Annotated in this window: 18 protein-coding genes; 13 read left to right on the top strand and 5 right to left on the bottom strand. The window is 66.6% G+C overall.

The features are described 5' to 3' along the window. Window positions 1-187: 187 nt before the first annotated feature. The 5 genes from VGK32_12125 to VGK32_12145 form a co-directional block, all read right to left on the bottom strand. Window positions 188-4,705, bottom strand: a complete 4,518-nt coding sequence (locus VGK32_12125; protein HEY3382511.1) for an efflux RND transporter permease subunit — start codon at window positions 4,703-4,705, stop codon at window positions 188-190. Between the two features lie 3 nt (window positions 4,706-4,708). Next, window positions 4,709-5,833, bottom strand: a complete 1,125-nt coding sequence (locus VGK32_12130; GenBank protein ID HEY3382512.1) for an efflux RND transporter periplasmic adaptor subunit — start codon at window positions 5,831-5,833, stop codon at window positions 4,709-4,711. Further along, window positions 5,833-6,447, bottom strand: coding sequence for a TetR/AcrR family transcriptional regulator (locus VGK32_12135; protein HEY3382513.1), 615 nt, complete (start codon window positions 6,445-6,447; stop codon window positions 5,833-5,835). The genes VGK32_12130 and VGK32_12135 overlap by 1 nt, the downstream gene beginning before the upstream one ends. Window positions 6,448-6,708: 261 nt before the next feature. Next, entirely contained in the window at window positions 6,709-7,257 is a 549-nt protein-coding gene (locus VGK32_12140) for a sigma factor (protein HEY3382514.1), read from the bottom strand. 156 nt (window positions 7,258-7,413) lie between these two features. After that, on the bottom strand, window positions 7,414-8,289 hold the full coding sequence (locus VGK32_12145) for an undecaprenyl-diphosphate phosphatase (protein HEY3382515.1): 876 nt from the start codon (window positions 8,287-8,289) through the stop codon (window positions 7,414-7,416). A gap of 294 nt (window positions 8,290-8,583) precedes the next feature. Between VGK32_12145 and VGK32_12150 the strand changes: the two genes are divergently transcribed. The 13 genes from VGK32_12150 (at window position 8,584) to VGK32_12210 (ending at window position 21,288) form a co-directional block, all read left to right on the top strand. After that, entirely contained in the window at window positions 8,584-10,413 is a 1,830-nt protein-coding gene (locus VGK32_12150; GenBank protein HEY3382516.1) for a PDZ domain-containing protein, read from the top strand. A gap of 149 nt (window positions 10,414-10,562) precedes the next feature. Then, window positions 10,563-10,934: a PadR family transcriptional regulator gene (locus VGK32_12155; protein HEY3382517.1), complete on the top strand. Its 372-nt coding sequence runs from the start codon at window positions 10,563-10,565 to the stop codon at window positions 10,932-10,934. A gap of 22 nt (window positions 10,935-10,956) precedes the next feature. After that, entirely contained in the window at window positions 10,957-11,307 is a 351-nt protein-coding gene (locus tag VGK32_12160; GenBank protein ID HEY3382518.1) for an SRPBCC family protein, read from the top strand. A gap of 101 nt (window positions 11,308-11,408) precedes the next feature. Beyond that, complete coding sequence (locus VGK32_12165; protein ID HEY3382519.1) at window positions 11,409-12,512, top strand: hypothetical protein; 1,104 nt, start codon at window positions 11,409-11,411, stop codon at window positions 12,510-12,512. 106 nt (window positions 12,513-12,618) lie between these two features. Further along, on the top strand, window positions 12,619-12,993 hold the full coding sequence (locus tag VGK32_12170; GenBank protein HEY3382520.1) for a type IV pilin protein: 375 nt from the start codon (window positions 12,619-12,621) through the stop codon (window positions 12,991-12,993). Between the two features lie 260 nt (window positions 12,994-13,253). After that, window positions 13,254-13,934 (top strand): hypothetical protein, encoded by a 681-nt coding sequence (locus VGK32_12175; GenBank protein HEY3382521.1) that lies wholly within the window; start codon window positions 13,254-13,256, stop codon window positions 13,932-13,934. Beyond that, complete coding sequence (locus tag VGK32_12180) at window positions 13,931-15,022, top strand: alanine--glyoxylate aminotransferase family protein (protein ID HEY3382522.1); 1,092 nt, start codon at window positions 13,931-13,933, stop codon at window positions 15,020-15,022. Before VGK32_12175 ends, VGK32_12180 begins: the two co-directional genes overlap by 4 nt. A gap of 6 nt (window positions 15,023-15,028) precedes the next feature. Further along, window positions 15,029-16,363 (top strand): aconitase/3-isopropylmalate dehydratase large subunit family protein, encoded by a 1,335-nt coding sequence (locus tag VGK32_12185; GenBank protein ID HEY3382523.1) that lies wholly within the window; start codon window positions 15,029-15,031, stop codon window positions 16,361-16,363. Next, window positions 16,360-16,875: a 3-isopropylmalate dehydratase gene (locus VGK32_12190; GenBank protein ID HEY3382524.1), complete on the top strand. Its 516-nt coding sequence runs from the start codon at window positions 16,360-16,362 to the stop codon at window positions 16,873-16,875. Before VGK32_12185 ends, VGK32_12190 begins: the two co-directional genes overlap by 4 nt. 10 nt (window positions 16,876-16,885) lie before the next feature. Further along, window positions 16,886-18,133 (top strand): dicarboxylate/amino acid:cation symporter, encoded by a 1,248-nt coding sequence (locus tag VGK32_12195; GenBank protein ID HEY3382525.1) that lies wholly within the window; start codon window positions 16,886-16,888, stop codon window positions 18,131-18,133. A gap of 112 nt (window positions 18,134-18,245) precedes the next feature. Continuing rightward, window positions 18,246-20,138, top strand: a complete 1,893-nt coding sequence (locus VGK32_12200; protein HEY3382526.1) for a CocE/NonD family hydrolase — start codon at window positions 18,246-18,248, stop codon at window positions 20,136-20,138. Window positions 20,139-20,239: 101 nt separating this feature from the next. After that, window positions 20,240-20,476 carry a hypothetical protein gene (locus VGK32_12205; protein HEY3382527.1) on the top strand — a complete coding sequence of 79 codons (237 nt, stop codon included), beginning with the start codon at window positions 20,240-20,242 and terminating at the stop codon, window positions 20,474-20,476. A 101-nt stretch (window positions 20,477-20,577) separates the two neighbouring features. After that, window positions 20,578-21,288, top strand: coding sequence for a hypothetical protein (locus VGK32_12210; GenBank protein HEY3382528.1), 711 nt, complete (start codon window positions 20,578-20,580; stop codon window positions 21,286-21,288). Window positions 21,289-21,485: the final 197 nt, after the last annotated feature.

Here is a 21,485-nt window from a genome sequence, read left to right on the forward strand (position 1 = left end):
CAGTAGTCTACGAGGCGCCTACGCCCCTCGTCCTTCGGTAGATCCGCAGTTTACGCTACGAAAAGCCTCTGGACCACGGATCTACACGAACTTACACGGAGATCGACGACGACGACGACGCGGAGGCACCGAGGCTCCAGCTCTCCCGCCCTTTGCGATCGGTTCGCGACCGCGGCAGGGACCCGTCCTACTGCTTCGAACCCGCGTCCAGTGTCCCCGCCACCCAGTCGAGGTTGACCCGGGCGACGCGGTAGTCGCGCTGAGCGCGGGCCAGATTGTAACGCGCGTTGGTCAGGTTCAACTCGGCGTCCTGGACCTCGAGCCGCGTCTTGACGCCCAATTCGAAGCCTTTCTCCGCCAGGAACAGCAACTTCTCCGCCTGCGTGACAGTACTGCCCATCGCGGTCACGATCTCGGACGCCTCGCGCACGGCGTCGAGCGCGGTGACCGTTTCGAGCGTCATCGAGTCCTTGAGCTTGAGTTCGTCGAAACTCAGTCTGACGAGGTCGCTTTGTGCCTGCGCGACGCGGCCCTTGGTCCTCCACCCGTCGAAGATCGGCACGGTGGCGAACACACCGGCGTTCCACGTGGTGCCCGACGAGGAGACAGACGGCAGGCCCAGACGCTTCTTGCCCCAGCCGGCTGCAGCGTCGATCCGCGGCTTGTTGCCCGCTTTCGCGATGGTGACGAGTTCCCCGTAGATTCCGCGCTGGCTGTCGATCACTCCCAGTTCCGGCCGGTTGGCCAGGGCGGACTTCAGGACCTCACCGTACGACGGCGCGGGTTGCAGAGCCGTGTCGAGCGTGCCCGTGGCATCCACCTCGGTTGTCGTCTCCGCCAGCAGGAACCCCAGCCGGCGCCGCGCCACGCGAATCAGGTTCTGCGCCCGAATGACGCCGGGTTTCGCGTTCTCGACGGCAACCTGCGCCGCGAGCACATCGTAGTCGGTGGCGGTTCCAACGGTCTGACGCCTGGTCGTCTCTTCCAGGTGACGTGTCCGCTGTGCCAGGTCCTGCTCGGCGATCGTCGCGAGTTCGCGCGCCGCGAGCACGTCCCAGAAGGCCGTGGTCACGTCCTTCACCACCGCCTGGCGGAACAGCCGCAGTTGATGGTCGGCGTACTGGAAGCCCAGCTTGGCGGCCCGGATCGCCGCACCCACCTGCCCCCACGTGAACAGCACCTGGGTGACCTTGAAGTCGGCGACGGCGATGTCCTGCCGTCCGCCGAAGATTTCGGTGAGGTCGGTCGTGGAGCCCGAGCTGCCGCCGGTCGGTCCCCCGCCCATCGAGAACCCCTTGAAGAGGTCGGCCTGGCTGTTGTCGAAGTTCCTGATGAAGCTCGCGGCGAACGTGCCCTGCGGCAGCGCGCTCGCACGCTCCTCCATGTACTTCCCCTGGACCCACTTCTGATACTCGATAGCCTTCTGGATGTCGCGGTTCTGGGCGGCCGCGATTGCCAGCGCCTGTTCGAGCGTGAGCACCTTCGTTCCCGTCATGCCGGAGACCGCCCTGGCCTGGACCTGGGCGGCGATCGACGCCTTCGCGGGGGATTCCTGCGCCGCGACCGGCGTGGCATCGGCCGACACCAGCAGCGCGAGAATCACGGCCGTCGCGACCGCGACCTTCTGGTGCTTCCGCAGGTGCCTCCCGAACCACTCCGCGATGTCATCGAGGATCGTGTAGACGACCGGGACCACGATGAGCGTCAGCAGCGTCGAGGTGATCAGCCCGCCGACGACGGCCCGGGCCATCGGCGCGCGGAACTCCGCGCCTTCACCCATGGCGAAGAACAACGGCAGCATGCCGAAGATCATCGCCGAGGTCGTCATCATGATCGGCCGGAGTCTCGTGCGACCCGCGGTGATGAGCGCGGTTCGACGATCCATCCCGCGCGACCGCAGCACCTTGGTGTAGTCCACCAGCAGGATGGCGTTCTTCGTGACGAGGCCCATGAGCATGATCAAGCCGATGAGCGACATGATGTTGATCGTGTCGCCGGTGATCAGCAGCGTGCCCGCCATGCCCACGATCGACAGTGGCAGCGACAGCATGATGGCGAGCGGATCGACGAACGACTCGAACTGTGCCGCCAGGATCAGGTAGACGAAGATCACGGCGAGCAGCAGCGCTTCGGCCATGTAGCCGAACGACTCGATCATCATCTCCGTGTCGCCGCCCTGGACCAGCGTGTAGCCGGGCGCCATGTTGAGCGTCTCGCCGGCCTTGATGGCCAGGTTGCCCGCGGTTCCGAGGGGCAGGCGGTCGAGGTTCGCGTCGACGGTCACCTGCCGCATGAGGTCGCGCCGGTTGATCTCGGCCGGCGACACGGTGCGGCTGAAAGTCACCAGATCGGCCAGCGGCACGAGCGCCGTGCCCTGCGCTCCGGGCACGGTCACCTTCAGATCGTTGATCTGGTTGACGTCGGCGCGCAGCGACTGCGGCAACCGGACGCGCACGTTGACCGCCTCTCCTTCCTCGTCTTCGTACGTCGAAACCGCCTGCCCGCCAACCAGCAGCGCAACCGTGTTGGCCACGGCCCCGCTCCCCAGCCCCGATGCGGCCGCGCGCTGGCGGTTCACCACGAGACGATACTCCGGCAGGTCCTGTTCCATCGTCGCCTCGATGTCCACGATTCCCGGGATCTTGTACATCTCCTGCTTGAGCTGCGCCGCGTACTTCTTGAGCGTGGCGATGTCGTCGCCCCGGACGGCGACGGCAAGGGGCTTCTGGAACGACGACGGATCCTCCAGGAAGTTGAGCACCACGCCGGGGATCTTCTCCAGCCGCACCCGCGCGTCGTGCATGAACACTTTCAGCGTCCGATCCCGCTCATTCTTCGGCACCAGCTTGACGAACACCATCGCGTCGCGCACGGTGTCGGCGTCGCCCGCACCGATCGACGCGTAGGTGTACTGCACTTCCTTGAACTCGGAGAGTCCCTTGAGCACGGCCTCGAGCCGGCCGCGCGTCTCGTCGATGGACGACCCGGGGGCGCTCTTGAACTTCACCGCGAACTCACCCTGGTCCATCGGCGTCATGAACTCCGTCTGGAGGATGGCGAACACGCCCAGGCCCGCGACAAACGTCGCCAGCGCCATCGCCACGACGGTCTTGCGGTGGTCGAGCGCCCACCCGATGACCCCTTTGTACCGTTCCGCCATCCGTTCGAACCAGTTGTTGAACCCGTCGAGCAGCCGCTGCAGCCAGTTGCGGTGCCCCGCCCGTTCGATGTCCGGATCGTGCCATCGTGACGACAGCATCGGGTCCAGCGTGAACGACACGAACAGCGAGACGAGCACCGCGAAGGCCACCGTCAGGCCGAACTGGTAGAAGAACCGGCCCATGATGCCCTTCATGAACGCCACGGGCAGGAACACCGCGATGATCGACATCGAGGTGGACAGTACGGCGAGGCCGATCTCGGCCGTGCCCTCGCGGGCGGCCTCGAAGTGATCCTGTCCCCGCTCCAGGTGCCGGACGATGTTCTCCCGGACGACGATCGCATCGTCGATCAGGAGCCCGATGGCGAGCGACAGGGCCATCAGCGTCAGCGTGTTGATCGTCATGTTGAGGAAGTACATGACGATGAACGACGAGATGACCGAAATCGGGAGGGTGAGTCCGGTGATGACCGTCGAGCGCCAGGAATTGAGGAAGAAGAAGACGATGACGATCGTGAGGAAGCCACCCAGTACCAGGGTGTTGTAGACGTCGGAGACCGACTCGCGGATGAATGAGGACGTGTCCCGTACGATCGTGATCTCCGTGCCCGGAGGCATCTCCTTCTGCAGCGTGTCCACCGCGGCACGGACCGCATCCACGACCGTGACGGTGTTCGCCTTGGTCTGCTTCGTGATGTCGATCGCAACCGCCGGCTTGCCGCTGATGAGCGCGAGCGACCGCTGCTCCTCGACGCCGTCATCGATGGTGGCGATGTCACCGAGCGTAATCGGCTGACCCGCGCGGCGGGCGATGACCATCTCGCGGTACTGCGCCGCGTCGCGTGGCTTCCCGCTGATACGGAGCGGGATCTCGGTGACGCCCTGCGTCAAGCGGCCGAGCGGCGTGTTGACGTTCTCGGACGCGAGGCCTCCCACCACTTCGTCCACGCCCATCCCGAGCGCCGCGAGCCGGGCGGGATCGAGGTTGACGCCGATCTCGCGTTTCGACGAACCGATCAGCTTGGCCTTGGCGACGCCAGGGATGCTCTCGAGGCGCCGCTTGATCCGCCGGTCGGCCAGCGTCGAGAGTTCGCGCGGCGCCAAGGTCTTGGACCGGACGGCGAGCGAGATGATCGGCATCGCGTTGAAGTCGAACTTCTGGATGACGGGCTCCTTCATCCCGTCGGGCAGCTCACGCCGCACGCCGTTGATCTTCGCCCGCGCTTCCTGCGAGACGTCGTTGACCTTGACCTCGAGGTTGAACTCGACGATGACGGACGAGAGCCCTTCGCGCGAGATCGAGTCGACGTGCTTGACCCCCGCGATCGGGTTCACCGCCTCCTCGATCTTCTTGCTCACCTCGCGCTCGACCGTTTCGGGCGAGGCGCCGGGGTATTCCGTGATGATCGACAGCACGGGAATCTCGACGTCCGGCATCATGTCGATGGGCAGCCGCCGGACCGAGAAGATCCCGAGCGTCACCAGCGTGAGGATCATCACGGTGGCGACGACCGGTCGTTTGATCGACAGGTTGGAGAGGAACATGACCTAGACCCCCTCGCCCTTGACCACCGCCACGCGATCGCCGGGCTTCAACGAGAATCCGCCGCGGGTGACGACCTGCTCACCCGACTGCAGCCCGGACACGATTTCGACGAACGGGCCACTGGTCATCCCGAGTTTCACCGCCCGCTTGTCCGCCTGGTCGCCGCGAACGACGAAGAGTTCGGCGGCCTGCTGCTCGACGTTCCAGTTCACGAGGGCCTCGCGCGGAACCTGGAGCACACCCGCACGGTTGCCGACGACGATGTGGCCCTTGACGAAGGCGCCGCCCTTCAGCGATCCGTCGCTGTTGGTCACTTCGGCGATCACCTTGGCCGAGCGCGTCGCTTCGTCGATCGCCGGGTTGATGAACATCACCCTGCCGGTGAAGGTCCGTCCGGGCAGCGAGTCGGTCGCGAACTCGAGCGGCTGTCCGACCTTCACCATCGCGAGCCGCGAGGAGGGCACGGACACGGTGAGGTCGAGCACGCGATTGTCGACGATGCGGAACATCGGACTGTTTCCACCCATGTTCTCGACGCGGTCGCCGACGCTCACGCCGCGCAGCGCCACCACGCCGTTCATCGGTGCCGCGAGGAGGGACTTGGCCAGACGCGTCTGGGCGGTGCGCACCTGCGCCCGTGCGGCCGACACACCGGCTTCGGCGGCTTCGACGGCCGACTTCGCCTCGTCGAAACTCTGCGGCGTGATGAGGCCGTACTGCTTGAGCTGCTGGGCCCGGTCGAACTCGCGACGGGCGCGCGCCTCGGCCACTCTGGCCTGCCCCTCCTGGGCCTTCAGCGCCTCGATGCCGGCTTCGGTTTCGGTCGTGTCGAGCCGGGCGAGCTTGTCGCCTTTCTTCACGGGAACCCACTCGGTGACGTAGACGGCGGTGACGATCCCAGTGACCTCCGACTTGACGTCGGCGGCGAACTTCGGTGCCAGTGTCCCGACGACCTCCACATCGTCGCGCAGGTCCGCCGGCGCGGCGGTGGCCACGGTCACGGCGACGGGCGGCCGGCCAGTCTGGAGTTGCGGCTGCGGTTGGCCGCCTGCCTTGGAACACGAAGCTCCCGCGACGACCGTCGCGCCGAGCAAGAGCAAATGAATAGTGCGAGTCTTCCGTGTCATCACCGTTCTCCTTGTTCCCGTCGCTCTACCAAGAGACCGTCACAGACGATATCGAGCACGCGGTGCAGGCGGCTTCCGTCGAGGGGTGGAAACTCCGGGTGCATCTGGTGGGCCGCGCACGCCCCGACGATTCCCATCAAGGCGAGGGCCGCATCGGCAGGATCGACGGAGCGGACCTCCCCGGCGCGCAGTCCGTCCTCGTAGATCCGGCATAGCGCGTCGAGCAGACCGCGGTCGAACACCGAGAAGTTGAAGTTGGGCACCCCTTCGGCCGGCCCGTGGAACAAGGAGTGCGCCACGCGAACGACCGGAATGTGCTCCACGAAGAGCGCGTTCAGTTCGTCGTAGAGCCCGGTCAATCGGTCGCGAGTCGTTCCCTGGCGCGCGGTCGCCCGCTCCATCGCCGCCATGAATTCGCGCGCTGCGTCTTCGAGGATCGCGGTGATCAGCCCTTCCTTGTTCCCGAAGTGGTAGTACAAGGCGGGTTTCGTCACATTTGCGAGCTCGACAATTTCGCGAACGGATGCCGCGGCGTAGCCCTTGCGGTCGAACACGCGGACGGCTGCCCGTAGAAGCCGGGTTCTGGTGTGTTCGTCCTGTTCAGAGGGTGCCACGACTGAAATGTCCGGCTGGCGTTCTTCTGGATCTGGTGTATTCATCGCTCTTGCATTGGACGTAGCTACCGGTAGGTAAGTTCCAAAACGGCTGACAATCAATGGTCGGGGGTCGAAGGCAGGCAGCAGACCGCTGGCGGATTGAGTCGTGCGCTTGTGTTCACTACCCGGGCAATGTAATACCGACCGGTAGGTAGCTTACCATAACCGGCCACGGACCCGGGAAGCCCATTGGGAACCTGGGGCCAGTTGACGGTTGTCTCACAGTCCAGACACGCGCAGCCGGCGCCGGATTCGCCCGTGCCAGAACCACATGACTGCCGCCGTCGCCCACCAGGCGATCCCGATGACCGGCGCATCCCGGACCAGCAGGAATGTGAGCGTCGTTCCGTGGACCACGAAGGCGAACGGCAGCACCGTGAAGATCATCGCCACGACCAGCGTCGCGGTCCGGTTCTTGAGCACCTGCCGTGTGTCCTCGAGCGCCTCCTTCTCCGCAGAAGGCGTTGCCGTGGCTGGCAGGCCCAGGCTTGCGCCACGTGCTGCTTCCACGTCCCGCGCCAGTGCCGGATCGGTCTTCAGGTACTCTTCGACCAGTGCCTGAGTATCCGTGCTCGCTTCGCCAGCCAGGTAGATGGTCAGCAGGTAGGCCTTCACCGTTCCCAGGTCCACGCGCGAGCGGGCGTGCCACAGGCGGATGAACGTCTCCGAAACGACGTCGTCCGCCAGTGCCCGGTCGCCCGAGAGGAACAGGACGAACCGGTGCACCTCATGGGCGTGTGCCTTGTAGAGTTCAGAGAAGTCGATCACATCCAACTGCTCCGCGGGGCCGTCATCCGTTCCTGCTCACTTCAATGGACGGAGACGCCCGGGAATTGTTACATGTGCCGACTCGCGGTGGGCGACGCCGAATCACGATGGCCGGAGGCGGAACACGCGCGGCACCGGCGGAATGTGCGGCAGTGGCTAGAGTCCGATCAGAATCGCAGCGCCTGCGATAATCCGATAGATCGCGAACGGCACGAACCCGCGCCGGCGGACGTAGGACATCAGCCATGCGACCGAGGCGTAGGCGACGACGAACGATACGGCCATCCCGATGGCGAGCACGATCCACCCGTGAGCGTCGATCTGGCCGACGCCGATCGGATTCTCCCCCTTCCCCATCACCGATTTCAGCAGGTCGTACCCGGTCGCCGCCACCATCGTTGGGATCGACACGAAGAAGGAGAATTCCAGCGCCGCCGCGCGCGACATCCCGACCAGTTGTCCGCCGGCAATGGTCGACATCGAGCGGGACGTGCCGGGAAACACGGCCGAGAGGATCTGGCAGGCTCCCACCCACACGGCCTGCCAGAGTGACATGTCTTCGAGCCTCCAGGTCTTGACGCGGCTTTCGCTCGCTGGCCCCGCCGTCTCCGCGGACGCGTTGAGCGCATCGACGACCCACATCACCACGCCGCCGGCGACGAGGGACCATCCCATGATCCACAGGCTCTCGAGGTGCTTCCCGATGATCCTGGTCAGCAGAAATGCCGGCACCGCCGTCACGACGAAGGCCACCGCGGCAAGGCTCAGTGGGTGCGTCAGCACCGTGCGGTCACCACGGTCCCCCCGCGGAAAGGTCGAGAGGAACGTCGCGATCCGCGCGCGGAAGTAGATCGGCAGGCACAGGATGGCGCCCAACTGGATGACGATCGTGTACATCTTCCAGTAGCCGTCGGCCAGGTTGACGTGCAGGAGCGCCTCGGACACCCGGAGATGCGCCGTGGAGCTGATTGGCAGGAACTCGGTGATCCCCTCGATGATTCCCAGCAGCAGCGACAACAGGTAGTCGTTCACTCGTCCCCCCGAAATGCTGAGTGGTGCCCGTCAGGCACGATACTGCATTCGGGGCTGGCGCGTCGAGTGAGCCTCGCCGCGTCGCTCCAGTCGCCCTTCGCAGGCGTGCGGCGACGACGGGTCACGGCCTCTTCGTTGACGCTGGGGCGATCGAAGACGCATGATCCGCTCCGTCTGCCAGCAAGGTCCGCAGAGAGAGTGAACCGGCCGCAGGAATGAGCCTGGCGTTCTGCGGACGGTCGACGACGAACGCGGTCTCTCGCCACGGCCAGCGGAACACTGAGGACTGACAACATGCGAACTGCCATCCGTGCCTGCGTCGTCGCCGCCGTCGTGTTCGTGGCTGCCGCCTCGGCCGGCGCCGCCGTGCCGCCCGACACGATGACCTTCACGGTGTCGGTGCCTGACATAGCCGCGCACCAGTTCCACGTCGTCGTGCGGTGCGATGGCCTGACGGGCGAGACCGCCGAGTTCCGAATGCCCGTGTGGACGCCGGGCTACTACGGGCTGTTCGACTTCGCGGGAAACGTCCGCAACTTCGCGGCTGCGGACGGAGATGGCAAGCCGCTGACATGGGAGAAGACCGGGCCGAACGCATGGACCGTGAGGAAGGGCCGGGCCTCGTCGCTGGAGCTTCGGTACGACGTCCTCGCCACGCGCCCGTTTGTCGCGAATGCCTACGTGGACGAGACCCGCGGCTACATCCTGCCGGGAGCAGTCTTCGTGTACGTGCCCGGACGGCTTCGACGGCCGGTGACGGTGAAGATCGAACTGCCGGCGGCGTGGAACGCCGTCGCGACCGGCCTCGACCGTGCATCGTCCGACGGCGCGCGCACGTTCGCGGCTCCGGACTTCGACGTGTTGTACGACAGCCCGATCCTGATGGGGAACCTCGAATCGCTGCCGCCATTCGAGATCCGCGGCGTGAGGCACGAGTTCGTCGGCTACAGGCTGGGTGACTTCGATCGCCAGGCATTCGTCGCCGACCTGAAGGCCGTGGTCGAGGCTGGCATCGATATCATCGGCGACATCCCTTACACGCACTATACGTTCATGGGCATCGGCCCGGGGCGGGGAGGCATCGAGCATCTCAACTCGGCGGCCGTCTCCTTCGCCGGACAACCGAGTGGCGACAGGGCCGCACGGATCCGAGAACTGTCGTTCCTCGCGCACGAGTACTTCCACCACTTCAACGTCAAGCGGATCCGCCCGATCGCGCTCGGGCCGTTCGACTACGACCGCGCGAACGTGACCGACATGCTGTGGGTCAGCGAGGGCTTCACGGTGTACTACGAGTACCTCATGCTCGCGCGCAGCGGCCGGATGACGCTCGACGAACTACTCGAGGTGTTGCGCAAGAACATCACAGCCTACGAGGACAATCCGGGCCGGCTGTTCCAGTCGGCAACCCAGTCCAGCCACGACACCTGGAGCCAGGGTCCGTTCGGGCGGAAAGAGGGGCGCGTGCGGAAGACGATCTCCTACTACGAGAAGGGACCGATCCTCGGCATGCTCCTCGACTTCCGGATTCGGCACGAAACGCAGAACCGGTCTTCACTCGACACGGTCATGCGCGAACTCTACCGGACGTACTACAAGGAGCTCGGGCGGGGCTGGACCGACGGGGAGTTCCGCGAGACGTGCGAACGCATCGCGGGCATCACGCTCGACGAGAACTTCGCGTACGCGTCCACGACTCGGGAGATCGACTACGCGAAGTACCTGGCGTATGCCGGGCTCGAACTGGAGCAGGACACCGAGAGACCGGCAGCCTACGCCGGCGCGATTGTGGAAGACCGGGATGGTCGGCTCGTCGCGGCCGCGGTCGAACCGCATTCGCCTGCTGCGGCAGGCGGGTTCAGGGCCGAGGACATCGTCGTGGTGATCGACGGGGCCGCTGTCACTGCCGACGGCTTCGACGCCGCAGTCGCCGCCAGGAAGCCTGGCGACCTGATGAAGGCGACCGTCGAGCGCCGCGGCGAACGCTTCGATCTGACGGTCACGCTGGGCCACCAGATCGACAGGAGCTTCAAGATGAAGCCGATGGCGAAACCGGCCCCGCTCCAGGCGGCGATCCTGGCGAGTTGGACCGCATCCCAAGCCACCGCAGGAACGACACGGTAGTTACCGACGCCGGTCATCGAGCAATGGACCTGCACTGCGCCGGACGGTGTGGCGCTCGTCTACTCGGCGGCCGGCGGCCAGGAATGGCTGTAATGCGCGACAATTCGCGTCTGTGGGCTGTCATCAATAGGATATAGACTGTCTATGTCATGGCTCTGCATTCTTCCCGACCAGACGCCCGCACCGACCTCCTGCACGGCACCCTCGACATGCTGATCCTCCACACCCTGCAGTGGGGACCGCAGCACGGCTACGCAATAGGACAGACGATCCGCGCGCAGTCGTCCGACGTCTTGCAGGTCGAGGCCGGCTCCCTCTATCCCGCCCTGCAGCGGCTCGCCAAGAAAGAATGGGTGGTCTCGAAATGGGGCCAGACCGAGGCCAACCAGCGCGCCAGGTTCTATCGACTCACGCCCGAAGGCAGGAAGCAGCTCCTCCGCGAGGAATCGCGGTGGACGGAACTCGTGGACGCGATCAGCCGCGTGATGAGGCCGGCGAAGGCGTCGGCGACCGAGGAATGAGGCCTGTCGATCCTGTCCTGCCATGAAGTCGACGTTCGAAGGCGCACCGTCCGGCACGGGCGCCGTCTACGCGTGGGTCGGCAACGACAAGGTCGGCGAGGGCCGCCAGACGATTCTCGAAAGCAAGCCCGGCGAGCTGGTGCGAATCAAGCTCGAATTCGTCAAGCCGTTCGCATCGGTCGCCGATACCGAGTTTGCGTTCTCGGGTGCCGGCAACGGCACCACGGTCATATGGATCATGAAAGGGGAGAATGATTTCCTGTCGAAGGGGTTCTGCCTTTTCATAGGGAGGATGGACAAGATGATCGGCCCCGACTTCGAGAAGGGCCTGGCGCAGCTGAAGGCGCGGGCAGAATCTGCGGTGCGGAAGTAGCAGGGCGGGTCGGCCACGGCGCTCCTGTTGCCGGGGCCTGGGCCGCCGCATCTTCCTCCGGCTTGGTTGCAGTGGCGGCAGGTGTGCAATCATAGGCCGCCATGCCGACCGAGACTCGTCTGCCATTCCGGGTCCCACCCTACGACCAGCGGTCGCTTGCTGCGGCCGCGCTGTGCGGCGCGTCGCTGTTCTTCGACACGACGGGATGGCTGATGGCCATCCTCGGGATCGTCCTTCTCCGCCGTGCGGTCTTCCCGGCGAGATTCAAATGGATGCTGGCGGTGATCGCGCTGGCGCCGAAGATCCTGTTCCTCGGCGTGACGTCGACGAGCGCGCCGCCGGGCCTGTCGTTCACGATCGAGCCAACGACGCTGGCAACCTCGTCATCTCTCTGGACGTGGAGCGTTCTCCTGGCCGGGTTCGGTGTGTTCCTGGTGTTCCCGTCGCGACCCGCGCCGCCAGCGCCGGGTGCGCCCCCGCCGACCGAGACGCGACAGCCCTTCCCTCTGAAGTTGCTGGGCCTGGCGGCGCTGGCCGCGGCAGCAGCCCTGCTGCTCGGGCTGGCCGACGGGTTTCACCGCATCGACGACGCGGGAGATGGCCGATGGGCGCTCCGCCACGCCGCCCGCGGGACGATGGCGACGTTCACGCGCGCTGAGGTGGCGTCGGTCGAGGCGACCGAGAATCGTCCGTCGCGAGGGGCGTCGAGTTACTCCGTGCGTGTCGGGCTGAGCGATGGACGGACCTTCTCGGTTACCACGAAGGCGGTGTCGGCGCTCCGGGAACTGCGGGAATTCGCCACGACGGCCGACCTCAGGCCGGGTACCGTGCGCATCGTCCGGCGCCGCGACGGCACCTGGACGAACGGTGCGCCGGGATTCACGCTGAAGGACTACGTCGGTAGCTACGAGCACTCGGACACGAACACGGGCGAGCGCACGACTATCGAGTTCTGGAGAGAGGGCGATCGTCTCGCGGGCAAGGAGAGCGTCGCCAACGGGGTGAACCGGTTCGTCCGGACGCTGCGCAACATCAGGGCCAGCGACACCGGCGAACTGACATTCGATCCGACGACCCGCGCCGAAATCGGCAAGCCGTCAGCCTCGACGACGTCGTTTTCGTGGAGTTGGTCGCCGACGGGCGAGAGCGGGCGGCTGACGAAAGACGGGCTCGAGGTGGGCGCGAAGAAATTCACCCGCCGATGAGTGTGGCGCGGCGGGCCGCGCGTTTGCTTCCCACGTTGGCGCGGTCTGGCCGCACCCCACCGTACGAGTGAGCTATCCTCTGCTTGGACCGCTTCCTGGAGGGTCAATGCGTGCATTCGGCCTCGTTGGCTTGATCATCGCCCTCGGCGTCGGGTTCTACCTCTACAACCGGTCCGCGAGCACCGGGCCCGGCGGGACGGCGCCGCAGGCGCGAATCGACGCCACCGCGATCCGACAGCGGCTGTTGACGATCGGACAAGCGGAGCGACAATACCTCGCGACGCACGGCAGTTACGCGACGCTTGAACAGCTCAGCCAGGACGAGCTCCTGCCGGGCGGCGCCGAGCAGCGCGGCTACACCTTCACCGCGGTCGCGACCGGCAACGAGCACTTCACGATCACCGCGACGCCAACCGACGCGAACAAGACCGGCTGGCCGACGCTCGAAATCACCGAGCGGATGGAGGTCATCGAGCGGTAGGAAGTCGTGCCGACGCTGGGCGTGCGTACCCAGCCGACGGCAGAACCTGCGGGCCCCTTCAACAACCCACGGGATCTGGTTTCGCGGGCGCCGTCCGCGTGGAACTGGAGCCGCTCGCCGTGGCCTGGCGTCGCCTGCGGTACGTGGTGAGGAAGGCGAGTCGTCTCACCACTGCAGCGACAGCAGTTCGCCGGGTATACTCTGCGGAGACCAGGGACATCGGCGGCTACAGGTCCGTCCGGACGAAGAGGAGGCCCGTCATGAAGCACACTGGAAAGATCGGGTTCAGGATCTTCACCGACCTGCCCCGCCACGAGGCGGCGCTCGTCGATCGGTTCAAGGGCCTCGCGTCGCCGAACCTGGCGGACGCGATGGGCCGCTTCCACTTCATGGATCCAGGCATCGTGATGCGTACCGCCCTCCCGCTGTGCGGAACCGCGGTGACCGTCATGGCGCGGCCTGCCGACAACCTCATGGTCCACAAGGCGATGGAGATCGCGGTCCCCGGCGACGTCCTCGTCGTGAACACGAGCGGCAACACCACGAGCGCGGTGTTCGGAGAGTTGATGGGAAACTCGGCCGTTGCCGCGCGCCTGGGTGGGCTCGTGGTGGACGGCGCCATCCGCGACGTCTCGGGGCTGGCTGCGCTGGGATTCCCGGCATTCAGCCGGACCGTGTCGGCCGGCGGCTGCGACAAGGACGGCCCGGGCGAGATCAACGTGCCGGTCGCCTGCGGCAACACGGTCGTCATGCCCGGCGACATCATCGTCGGCGACCAGGACGGTGTCGTCGTCGTTCCGTTCGCCGAAGCCGAGGCCGTCCTGAAACTGGTCCACGCGCTCATGGATCGGGAGGTCAAGCGCGTGGCAGAGATCCACGCGGGCACCATCTTCAAGGGAGAGATCAACGACACGCTCGAGGCGAAGGGCGTGCTCGGATGACGACGCTGCTGATGACGCCTGGCCCGACGCGCGTGCCGGACCGCGTGCTCGGGGCCGGCGCCACGCCGATGCTCCACCATCGGAGCGACGAATTCTCCGGGCTGCTGGTCTCGACGCTCGACCGGCTGCGGCCGCTGTTCGGGGCCGCGGGTGACGTGCTTCCCGTCCACGCGACGGGACGCGGTGCGCTCGAGGCTTCGGTCACGAACCTCTTCTCGCCGGGCGACGAAGTCGTCGCGTGCTGCAACGGGCGATTCGGCGAGATGTGGGCCGAGATCGCTGCGCGGTTCGGCCTCGTCGTTCACCGCGCGTGCACCGATTGGAACCGCTCGGTCGACCCGCGTGAAGTCGAAGCCACGCTCGACGCGCATCCCGCGGCGCGCGCCGTCATGCTGCCGCACAGTGACACGTCCACTGGCGTATTGAACGATGTGGCTGGCGTGGCGGCGACCGCCCGGCGGTCCGGTGCGCTCGTCATGGTGGATGCGGTCAGTTCGCTTGGAGGCGTGCCGTTCCGCTTCGACGACTGGGGCATCGACGTGGCCGTGACCGCGTCGCAGAAGTGCCTGATGTCCAGCCCGGGCCTGTCGTTCGTTGCGTTGAGTCATCGGGCCTGGGAGGCGCAGGCCGCGGCCCGCCTGCCGCATTCGTATTTCGACTTCCCCGCCATCAGGAAGGCGCTGGCCCGGGCGCGTCCGGAAACACCCGGGACCACGCCCGTTCACATCGTCGCGCAGGTCCACGAAGCGCTCACCTGCATCGAGGAGGAAGGCGCAGCGAATGTCTACGCCCGCCATCAGCAGATGGCGCTGATGACCCGCAAGGCCGTCTCGGCCCTTGGGTTGTCTCTCCAGTGTCCGGCGCTCGAGCAACTCTCTCCCACGTTGACGGCGATTCGCGCCCCGGAGCACGTTGGGCCGGCGGTCATTCGCGATCACATGAAGGCGCGGGGCATCCTCGTGGCACGGGCACTCGGACGCTTCGAGCCCACGTGCTTCCGCATCGGCCACATGGGTGACATCCGCCCGGCCGACGTCCAACGCACCCTCGATGCGCTCGCGGAGATCGTCGGCTCCGGGGCGAGGTAGCCGCCCATGCCGGGCAAGACCATCAGCGAGAAGATCCTCTCGAGGGCGTCGGGGAAGGACGCGCGTGCCGGCGAGTTGGTGATCTGCAGGGTCGATTACGCGATGGGCACTGACGGCTCGGTGCCGATGGCCATCGACTACTTCGAGCAGATGGGCGGCCAACGCGTGTTCGACGCTGCCCGGATCGTCTTCGTGATGGACCACTACGCGCCGCGCCCGGGATCGCCGGCGTTCGATCTGCAGGCCCGCATGAGGGCGTTCGCGGCGACGCACGGAATTCCGGTGCACGATGCGGGCGAGGGCGTGTGCCACCAGTTGATGGTCGAGACGGGGCGGACACGGCCAGGGCGGCTGCTGGTCGGTGCCGACAGTCACTCCGTCACGGGAGGCGCGCTCAACGCCTTTGCCACGGGCATCGGTTCGTCCGACCTGGCCGCGACCATGATTTGCGGCCGCATCTGGCTGAAGGTGCCGGAGACCATCAGGGTCGTCCTGACCGGTGAGGCGCGTCCCGGCGTCTTCCCGAAAGACATGGCGCTGGCGCTCGCCGGCGTGCTCGGCGCCGACGGTGCCGCGTACCAGGCCCTCGAATTCGACGGACCTGGGTCGACGGCCCTCGACGTGGAGGACCGTCTCGTCCTCAGCAACATGAGTGTCGAGATGGGAGCCAAGGCAGGCGTCTTCCGCGCTGATCGGAAGACCGTCGAGTACCTCGCGCACGCCGACGAGCGCCGCGCAGACGGCACCCCTTCGATGCCTGTATCTGCGCACGACGATCCGGTGGAGTCCGACCCCGACGCGGTGTTCAGTCGCCAGGTCACCCTCGACCTGGCGCAACTGACGCCGCGCGTCGCCCTTCCGCACGCTGTTGATCACGTCGCCAGCCTGGAAGCTGCGGCCGGCACACCCATCCAGATGGTGTTCATCGGCACGTGCACGGGCGGGCGGGCGAGGGACATCCACCAGGCGCTTGCCGTTCTCCGTGCTGCCGAACGGCGACGGGCAGCGCCCGAACGGTCCCCGCTCGCGCCCGGGGTTCTGCTCGTGATCACCCCTGCGTCCAGGAAAGTCGAGGCCGAACTCCGCCTCGACGGCAGCCTGGACGCCCTGGCCGCCATGGGCGCGACCATCACGCCGCCCGGCTGCGGACCGTGCTGCGGCACCGCCGGCCCCATCCCGGGAGACGGCGTCAACGTGATCTCCACGGCGAACAGGAACTTCAAGGCCAGGATGGGCACCGCTACCGCGTCGATCTACCTCGCGTCGCCGGCCTCGTGCGCTGCGGCCGCCGTCACCGGCTGCATCAGCGATCCTGGCGACATCGCGAAGGAGGTGCGATGAGGATCGAACTCGACGGCCGGGCGCGGTTGCTCGGCGACGATGTCAATACCGACTACATCATCGCCTCGAGCCGGAAGAAGGAGACGCTCGACCCGCACGCCTTGAAGCGGTACATGTTCGAGTCGATCGATCCTGCCTTTGCGGCGACGGTGCGGCCCGGCGACCTGTTGGTGGCCGGCAGGAACTTCGGGTGTGGATCGGCCATGGAGGTGGCGGTGACCGTGTTGCTCGCCGCCGGCATCCGTGCCGTGCTGGCGCGCAGCTTCGCGCGGACGTACTATCGCAACGCCATCAACAACGGGCTGACTCCGATCGAGTGCGACACGGGCGCGATCCGTGAGGGCGCTCGCGTCCACGCGGTGCTCGACGATGCGGGCGTGCGGGTGTTGGGCGAAGCGGGACGGCGAGAGATCGCAGGGCGCCCGCTGCCCTCCATCGTCCTCGACATCCTCCGGGAAGGCGGCCTCGTTCCGTATTTCCGGCTGCATCACGATTTCGGCCCCCGGGATTGACCGCGCCTCAATGAAGCAGCACACAAAAATCCTCATCGGGTTGCTGGCCGGGGCCGTTGTCGGCGTCATCTCGCGCGCGCCCGGTGCCGGATGGCTCGCCCAGGGCCTGATCGCCATCGAGCCGATTGGCACCGTGTTCGTGAACCTCATCCTGATGGTGGTCGTGCCGCTCGTGGTCGGCAGCCTCTTCGTCGCGATTGCGTCGCTCGGCGACGGGCACAAGCTGGCGAACCTCGGCGGCCGCACGCTGGCGTTCTTCCTGGTCACGACGATGACCGGGGCCGTGATCGGGCTGTCGATCGCGCTGATCGTCCGGCCGGGTGCAGGTCTCGACCCGGCGATTCGCGACGCGCTCGCGGCCCAGTTCGAAGGGAACGCCAGCAGGGCGGCGGCGGCGGCCAGTGCCGCGCCCGGCATCGTCCAGCTCCTGCTGTCGATGATCCCGCAGAACCCGTTCGGCGCCGCGGCGCGCATGGAACTGCTGCCGCTCGTCGTGTGCACCGTGATCTTCGGCGCGGCGGCGAGCCAGGTGGCCGAAGAGCGCCGCCAGGTCATCGTCCGGTTCTTCCAGGGCCTGAACGACATCTGCATGGTCATCATCGCCTGGGTCATGAAGCTGGCGCCCTGCGCGGTCTTCGCCCTGATCGGTGCGACCGTCGCGCGGTTCGGCACCGATTTGCTCGGCCACCTGGTCGTGTATTGCCTGACGGTCCTGGCCGGCCTGTCGCTCCACGTCGTCGTGCTGTCGCTCGCCGTCAGGTGGCTTGCGCGCATGAACGTCCTCGACTTCTACCGAGGGATTGCGAAGGCGCAACTGGTCGCCTTCTCGACCTCCTCGTCGAGCGCGACGCTTCCGGTCAGCATCGAAGTCGCGACGGAGAACCTGCGGGTGCCGGCCGAGGTTGCGGGCTTCGTGCTGCCGCTCGGCACCACGTTGAACCTGAACGGCGCGGCGGTCTACAAGGGAGTGACCGCCGTGTTCATTGCACACGTCTACGGCCTGACGCTGGGCCCCGCCGGTTACCTGACCATCATCGTGTCGGCCACGTTGGCGGCCGTCACCGGGGTGGGCGTACCAGGCAGCTCGCTGGTCACCACGCTCATCGTGCTGAACGCCATTGGCCTCGGCTCCCACGCGGTGTCCGGCATCGCGCTGGTGCTCGGCGTCGATCGGCTGCTGGACATGTTCCGCTCGACCGTCAACGTCACCAGCAGCCTGACGTGCGCCGCGTACGTGGCGCGGTACCAGCGGTCGTAATCCCGACGATTCGCCTCTCGCGCCTGGCTCCGAGCACCCGGCCTTCTCGTGGCGCCGGAGAGCGCTTGTCAGCGAGGCGCGAGCCCGAGCATACTTGCGCGAAGAGGTGTGCATGTCAGCGGCATCACTCCGGCGCAAGATCTGGTCAAGCCTGCTCCTCGCCCCCGCGGCCGTCGCGATCCTCCACACGGCCCGTGCGCAGGAGTCGATGAACGCGCCCGACGTCAAGGCGAGCTACACCAAGCAAGAGACGATGATCCCGATGCGAGACGGGACAAAGCTCTTCACGATCATCTACGCGCCGCGCGACACCTCCCAGCGCTATCCCTTCATGCTCACGCGCACCGCCTACAGCATCGCGCCGTACGGGCCGGACAACTATCGCAACGTGGTCGGCCCGAGCGACCTGTTCACGCGCGAGGGCTACATCTTCGTCTACCAGGATGCGCGCGGCCGGTTCAAGTCCGAAGGAACGTTCATCCACCACCTGCCCTTCGATCGCTCGGGGACGCCGAACGAGAGCACCGACACCTACGACACGATCGAGTGGCTGCTGAAGAACGTGCCGAACAACAACGGGCGCGCCGGCCAGTGGGGCATCTCGTGGGACGGGTGGGAGACGTCGATGGGGATGATCGACGCCCACCCGGCGCTCAAGGCCTCCTCGCCGCAGGCGCCGCCCCAGGACCAGTTCCTGGGCGACGACTACCATTCGGGCGGGGCGTACCAGCTCATGTACGGCTTTGCCTGGATGTCGTCGAATGCGCGCGCCCGCACGGCGCCCACCGAGCAGCGCACGGCGCGCTTCGACTACGGCACGCCGGATGGCTACCGCTTCTTCTTGAACATGGGTGCCGCGGCCGACGCGACCAGGTATTTCGGCGACACGGTGCCGACCTGGAACGACCACATGACGCACGGGACGTACGACGGCTACTGGAAGGCCCGCAACGTTCCCAAGGATCTCGGCAACGTCCGCCACCCGGTCCTGATCGTCGCGGGCTGGTTCGACGCCGAAGACTTCTACGGCCCCTTTCGGATGTACCGTGCGCTGAAGCAGAACAACCCCGATCGCACGACGCTCGTCGTGGGTCCCTGGGCGCATGGCGGGTGGGCCCACGGCGACGGCGACCGGCTCGGTGCGATCCCGTTCGGGTCGAGGACGAGCCAATACTACCGGGCGGAGGTGGAGTTGCCGTTCTTCAACTTCTACCTGAAGGACAAGGGGCGCATCGATCTTCCGCGCGCGCTCGCATTCGAGACGGGCCGCAACGCGTGGCGGCGGTCCGACACGTGGCCGCCCGCGGAGACCTCCGAGAAGCGGCTCTACTTGCAGGCTGGCGGCCGCCTTGCCCTCGAGCCGCCCGCCGCCAGCGAGACCACCGCATTCGACTCGTACTCGAGCGACCCCGCAAAGCCGGTCCCTTACACCGCCGAGCTGCGCACCACCGAGGGCCAGACCTTCACCGTCGAGGACCAGCGGTTCGCGTGGAGCCGTCCCGACGTCCTGTCGTACGAATCCGAGCCGCTGGTTGAGGACCTGACGGTGGCCGGACCAATCACCGCCACGCTCTACGTGTCGACAACCGGTACTGATTCGGACTGGGTGGTGAAGCTCGTCGACGTCTACCCGGACAATGCGCCCGATCCGCAGCCCAACCCGGCGAATGTGCGGATGGGCGGCTACCAGATGCTGCTGGCTGGCGACCTGCTGCGCTGCAAGTTCAGGGAGAGCCTGTCTGAACCCAAGCCGATGGTGCCCGGTGAGGTCACCCGGATCGAGGTCGGCCTCGGCGACCGGTGCCACACCTTCTTGAAGGGCCACCGCGTCCTGGTGCAGATTCAGAGTTCGTGGTTCCCGATGTTCGATCGCAACCCACAGAGTTTCGTCGACATCTACCACGCGAAGCCCTCCGACTACCGGACGGCGACCCAGCGCGTGTATCGCTCGGCAACGCGACCGTCGCACGTGGTACTGACCGTCACGCATGCCGCGCTCAGGTGAGGAAGTTACGAAGGCGGCGAGCGCTGACATCTCGCAAGTGAAGCCTGGCGAAGAGCCGAGCCGGTCGTCGCTGGAGCGACCGCTATAATGGTGACAGGACCATGAAGGACCTCGTCTTGCTGACCCGCCACGGCTGCCGCAAGACGGCTGCGATGCTCACGAACCTCGACGCCGCGCTCGAGGCGCAGGGCTGGCCGCCTGGATGTCAGCGCCTCGACATCGGCACGCTACCGGCCAGTGACCCGCGAACGGGCTATCCGACGCCGACGCTGCTCTACCAGGGCAACGACGTGTTCGGGATGCCGGTTCCACAGCCGCCATTCGACGTGCCCAGTTGACGTCTCTACCCGGGCGGAGTTCCGTCCTCAGCCGAGATCACGAAGCAACTGATCCACGCGACGAACGTCGGAGATGTGTGAAGCCTGCCCGCCGGATCGCAATGAAGACACTCCTCTCCTGGAGCAGCGGCAAGGACAGCGCCTGGGCACTGCACGTACTCAGGGGCGGTGCCGACGTCGAGGTCGTGGGCCTGTTGACGACGATCAACGCCGTCGCCGGTCGAGTGGCCATGCACGCGGTGCGCGAGGAGTTGCTCGATCAGCAGGCGGCCGCGCTCGGCCTTCCCGTGGTGAAGCTTCGGATCCCGAGTCCGTGCTCGAATGATCGGTACGACGCAGTCATGGCCGCCGCGATGGAGCGAGCACGGGCGGACGGCATCGAGGCGATCGCGTTCGGCGACCTGTTCCTCGAAGACGTGAGGCGCTACCGCGAGCAAAGACTGGAACCGACCGGTGTCACGGCGGTCTTCCCCTTGTGGGGACGGCCCACGGCCGCAGTGGCGCGGGAGATGGTCGAGGCGGGTATGAGGGCCGTCATCACCTGCGTCGATCCGCGGCAGCTCGATCCGGGTTTTGCGGGAAGGACCTTCGACGCGGCGTTCCTCTCGGGCCTGCCCGCCACTGTCGACCCGTGCGGGGAGAACGGCGAGTTCCACACCTTTGCCTTCGCCGGACCCATGTTCTCGTCGCCGCTGCCAGTGGAACCGGGGATCATCGTCGAGCGCGACGGCTTCGTCTTCGCCGATCTGCAGCTCGCGACGTCCCCGCCCGATCCCATGCCTCCCTGGATTCCGCTCGACGTGCGCGATTGACTCGATCGTCTCTTCAGACACCACATTGCCGCCTGCCGGCGGGGCGCCAGGGGACCTCCCTCCTCCGCGTGTCGCTGGCGTTGACTTCGAGGAACCCGTCCACTACGATCCGGCCATCGACGAGCCTTGGCACCTCGCCCCGCCCCTTCCAGGTGCTCGCTCGTGGAGAGTCGGCAACGGAAGGGCATGGCGTCTGC

The sequence above is a fragment of the Vicinamibacterales bacterium genome (assembly GCA_036504215.1).
In the GTDB taxonomy this organism is placed as follows: domain Bacteria; phylum Acidobacteriota; class Vicinamibacteria; order Vicinamibacterales; family Fen-181; genus FEN-299.

Excerpts from the sequence above, each read along its gene's own strand:
- VGK32_12125 (HEY3382511.1), bottom strand. The coding sequence starts at position 4,705 with ATGTTCCTCTCCAACCTGTCGATCAAACGACCGGTCGTCGCCACCGTG.
- VGK32_12130 (HEY3382512.1), bottom strand. The coding sequence starts at position 5,833 with ATGACACGGAAGACTCGCACTATTCATTTGCTCTTGCTCGGCGCGACG.
- VGK32_12150 (HEY3382516.1), top strand. The coding sequence starts at position 8,584 with ATGCGAACTGCCATCCGTGCCTGCGTCGTCGCCGCCGTCGTGTTCGTG.
- VGK32_12155 (HEY3382517.1), top strand. The coding sequence starts at position 10,563 with ATGGCTCTGCATTCTTCCCGACCAGACGCCCGCACCGACCTCCTGCAC.
- VGK32_12160 (HEY3382518.1), top strand. The coding sequence starts at position 10,957 with ATGAAGTCGACGTTCGAAGGCGCACCGTCCGGCACGGGCGCCGTCTAC.
- VGK32_12165 (HEY3382519.1), top strand. The coding sequence starts at position 11,409 with ATGCCGACCGAGACTCGTCTGCCATTCCGGGTCCCACCCTACGACCAG.
- VGK32_12170 (HEY3382520.1), top strand. The coding sequence starts at position 12,619 with ATGCGTGCATTCGGCCTCGTTGGCTTGATCATCGCCCTCGGCGTCGGG.
- VGK32_12175 (HEY3382521.1), top strand. The coding sequence starts at position 13,254 with ATGAAGCACACTGGAAAGATCGGGTTCAGGATCTTCACCGACCTGCCC.
- VGK32_12180 (HEY3382522.1), top strand. The coding sequence starts at position 13,931 with ATGACGACGCTGCTGATGACGCCTGGCCCGACGCGCGTGCCGGACCGC.
- VGK32_12185 (HEY3382523.1), top strand. The coding sequence starts at position 15,029 with ATGCCGGGCAAGACCATCAGCGAGAAGATCCTCTCGAGGGCGTCGGGG.
- VGK32_12190 (HEY3382524.1), top strand. The coding sequence starts at position 16,360 with ATGAGGATCGAACTCGACGGCCGGGCGCGGTTGCTCGGCGACGATGTC.
- VGK32_12195 (HEY3382525.1), top strand. The coding sequence starts at position 16,886 with ATGAAGCAGCACACAAAAATCCTCATCGGGTTGCTGGCCGGGGCCGTT.
- VGK32_12200 (HEY3382526.1), top strand. The coding sequence starts at position 18,246 with ATGTCAGCGGCATCACTCCGGCGCAAGATCTGGTCAAGCCTGCTCCTC.
- VGK32_12205 (HEY3382527.1), top strand. The coding sequence starts at position 20,240 with ATGAAGGACCTCGTCTTGCTGACCCGCCACGGCTGCCGCAAGACGGCT.
- VGK32_12210 (HEY3382528.1), top strand. The coding sequence starts at position 20,578 with ATGAAGACACTCCTCTCCTGGAGCAGCGGCAAGGACAGCGCCTGGGCA.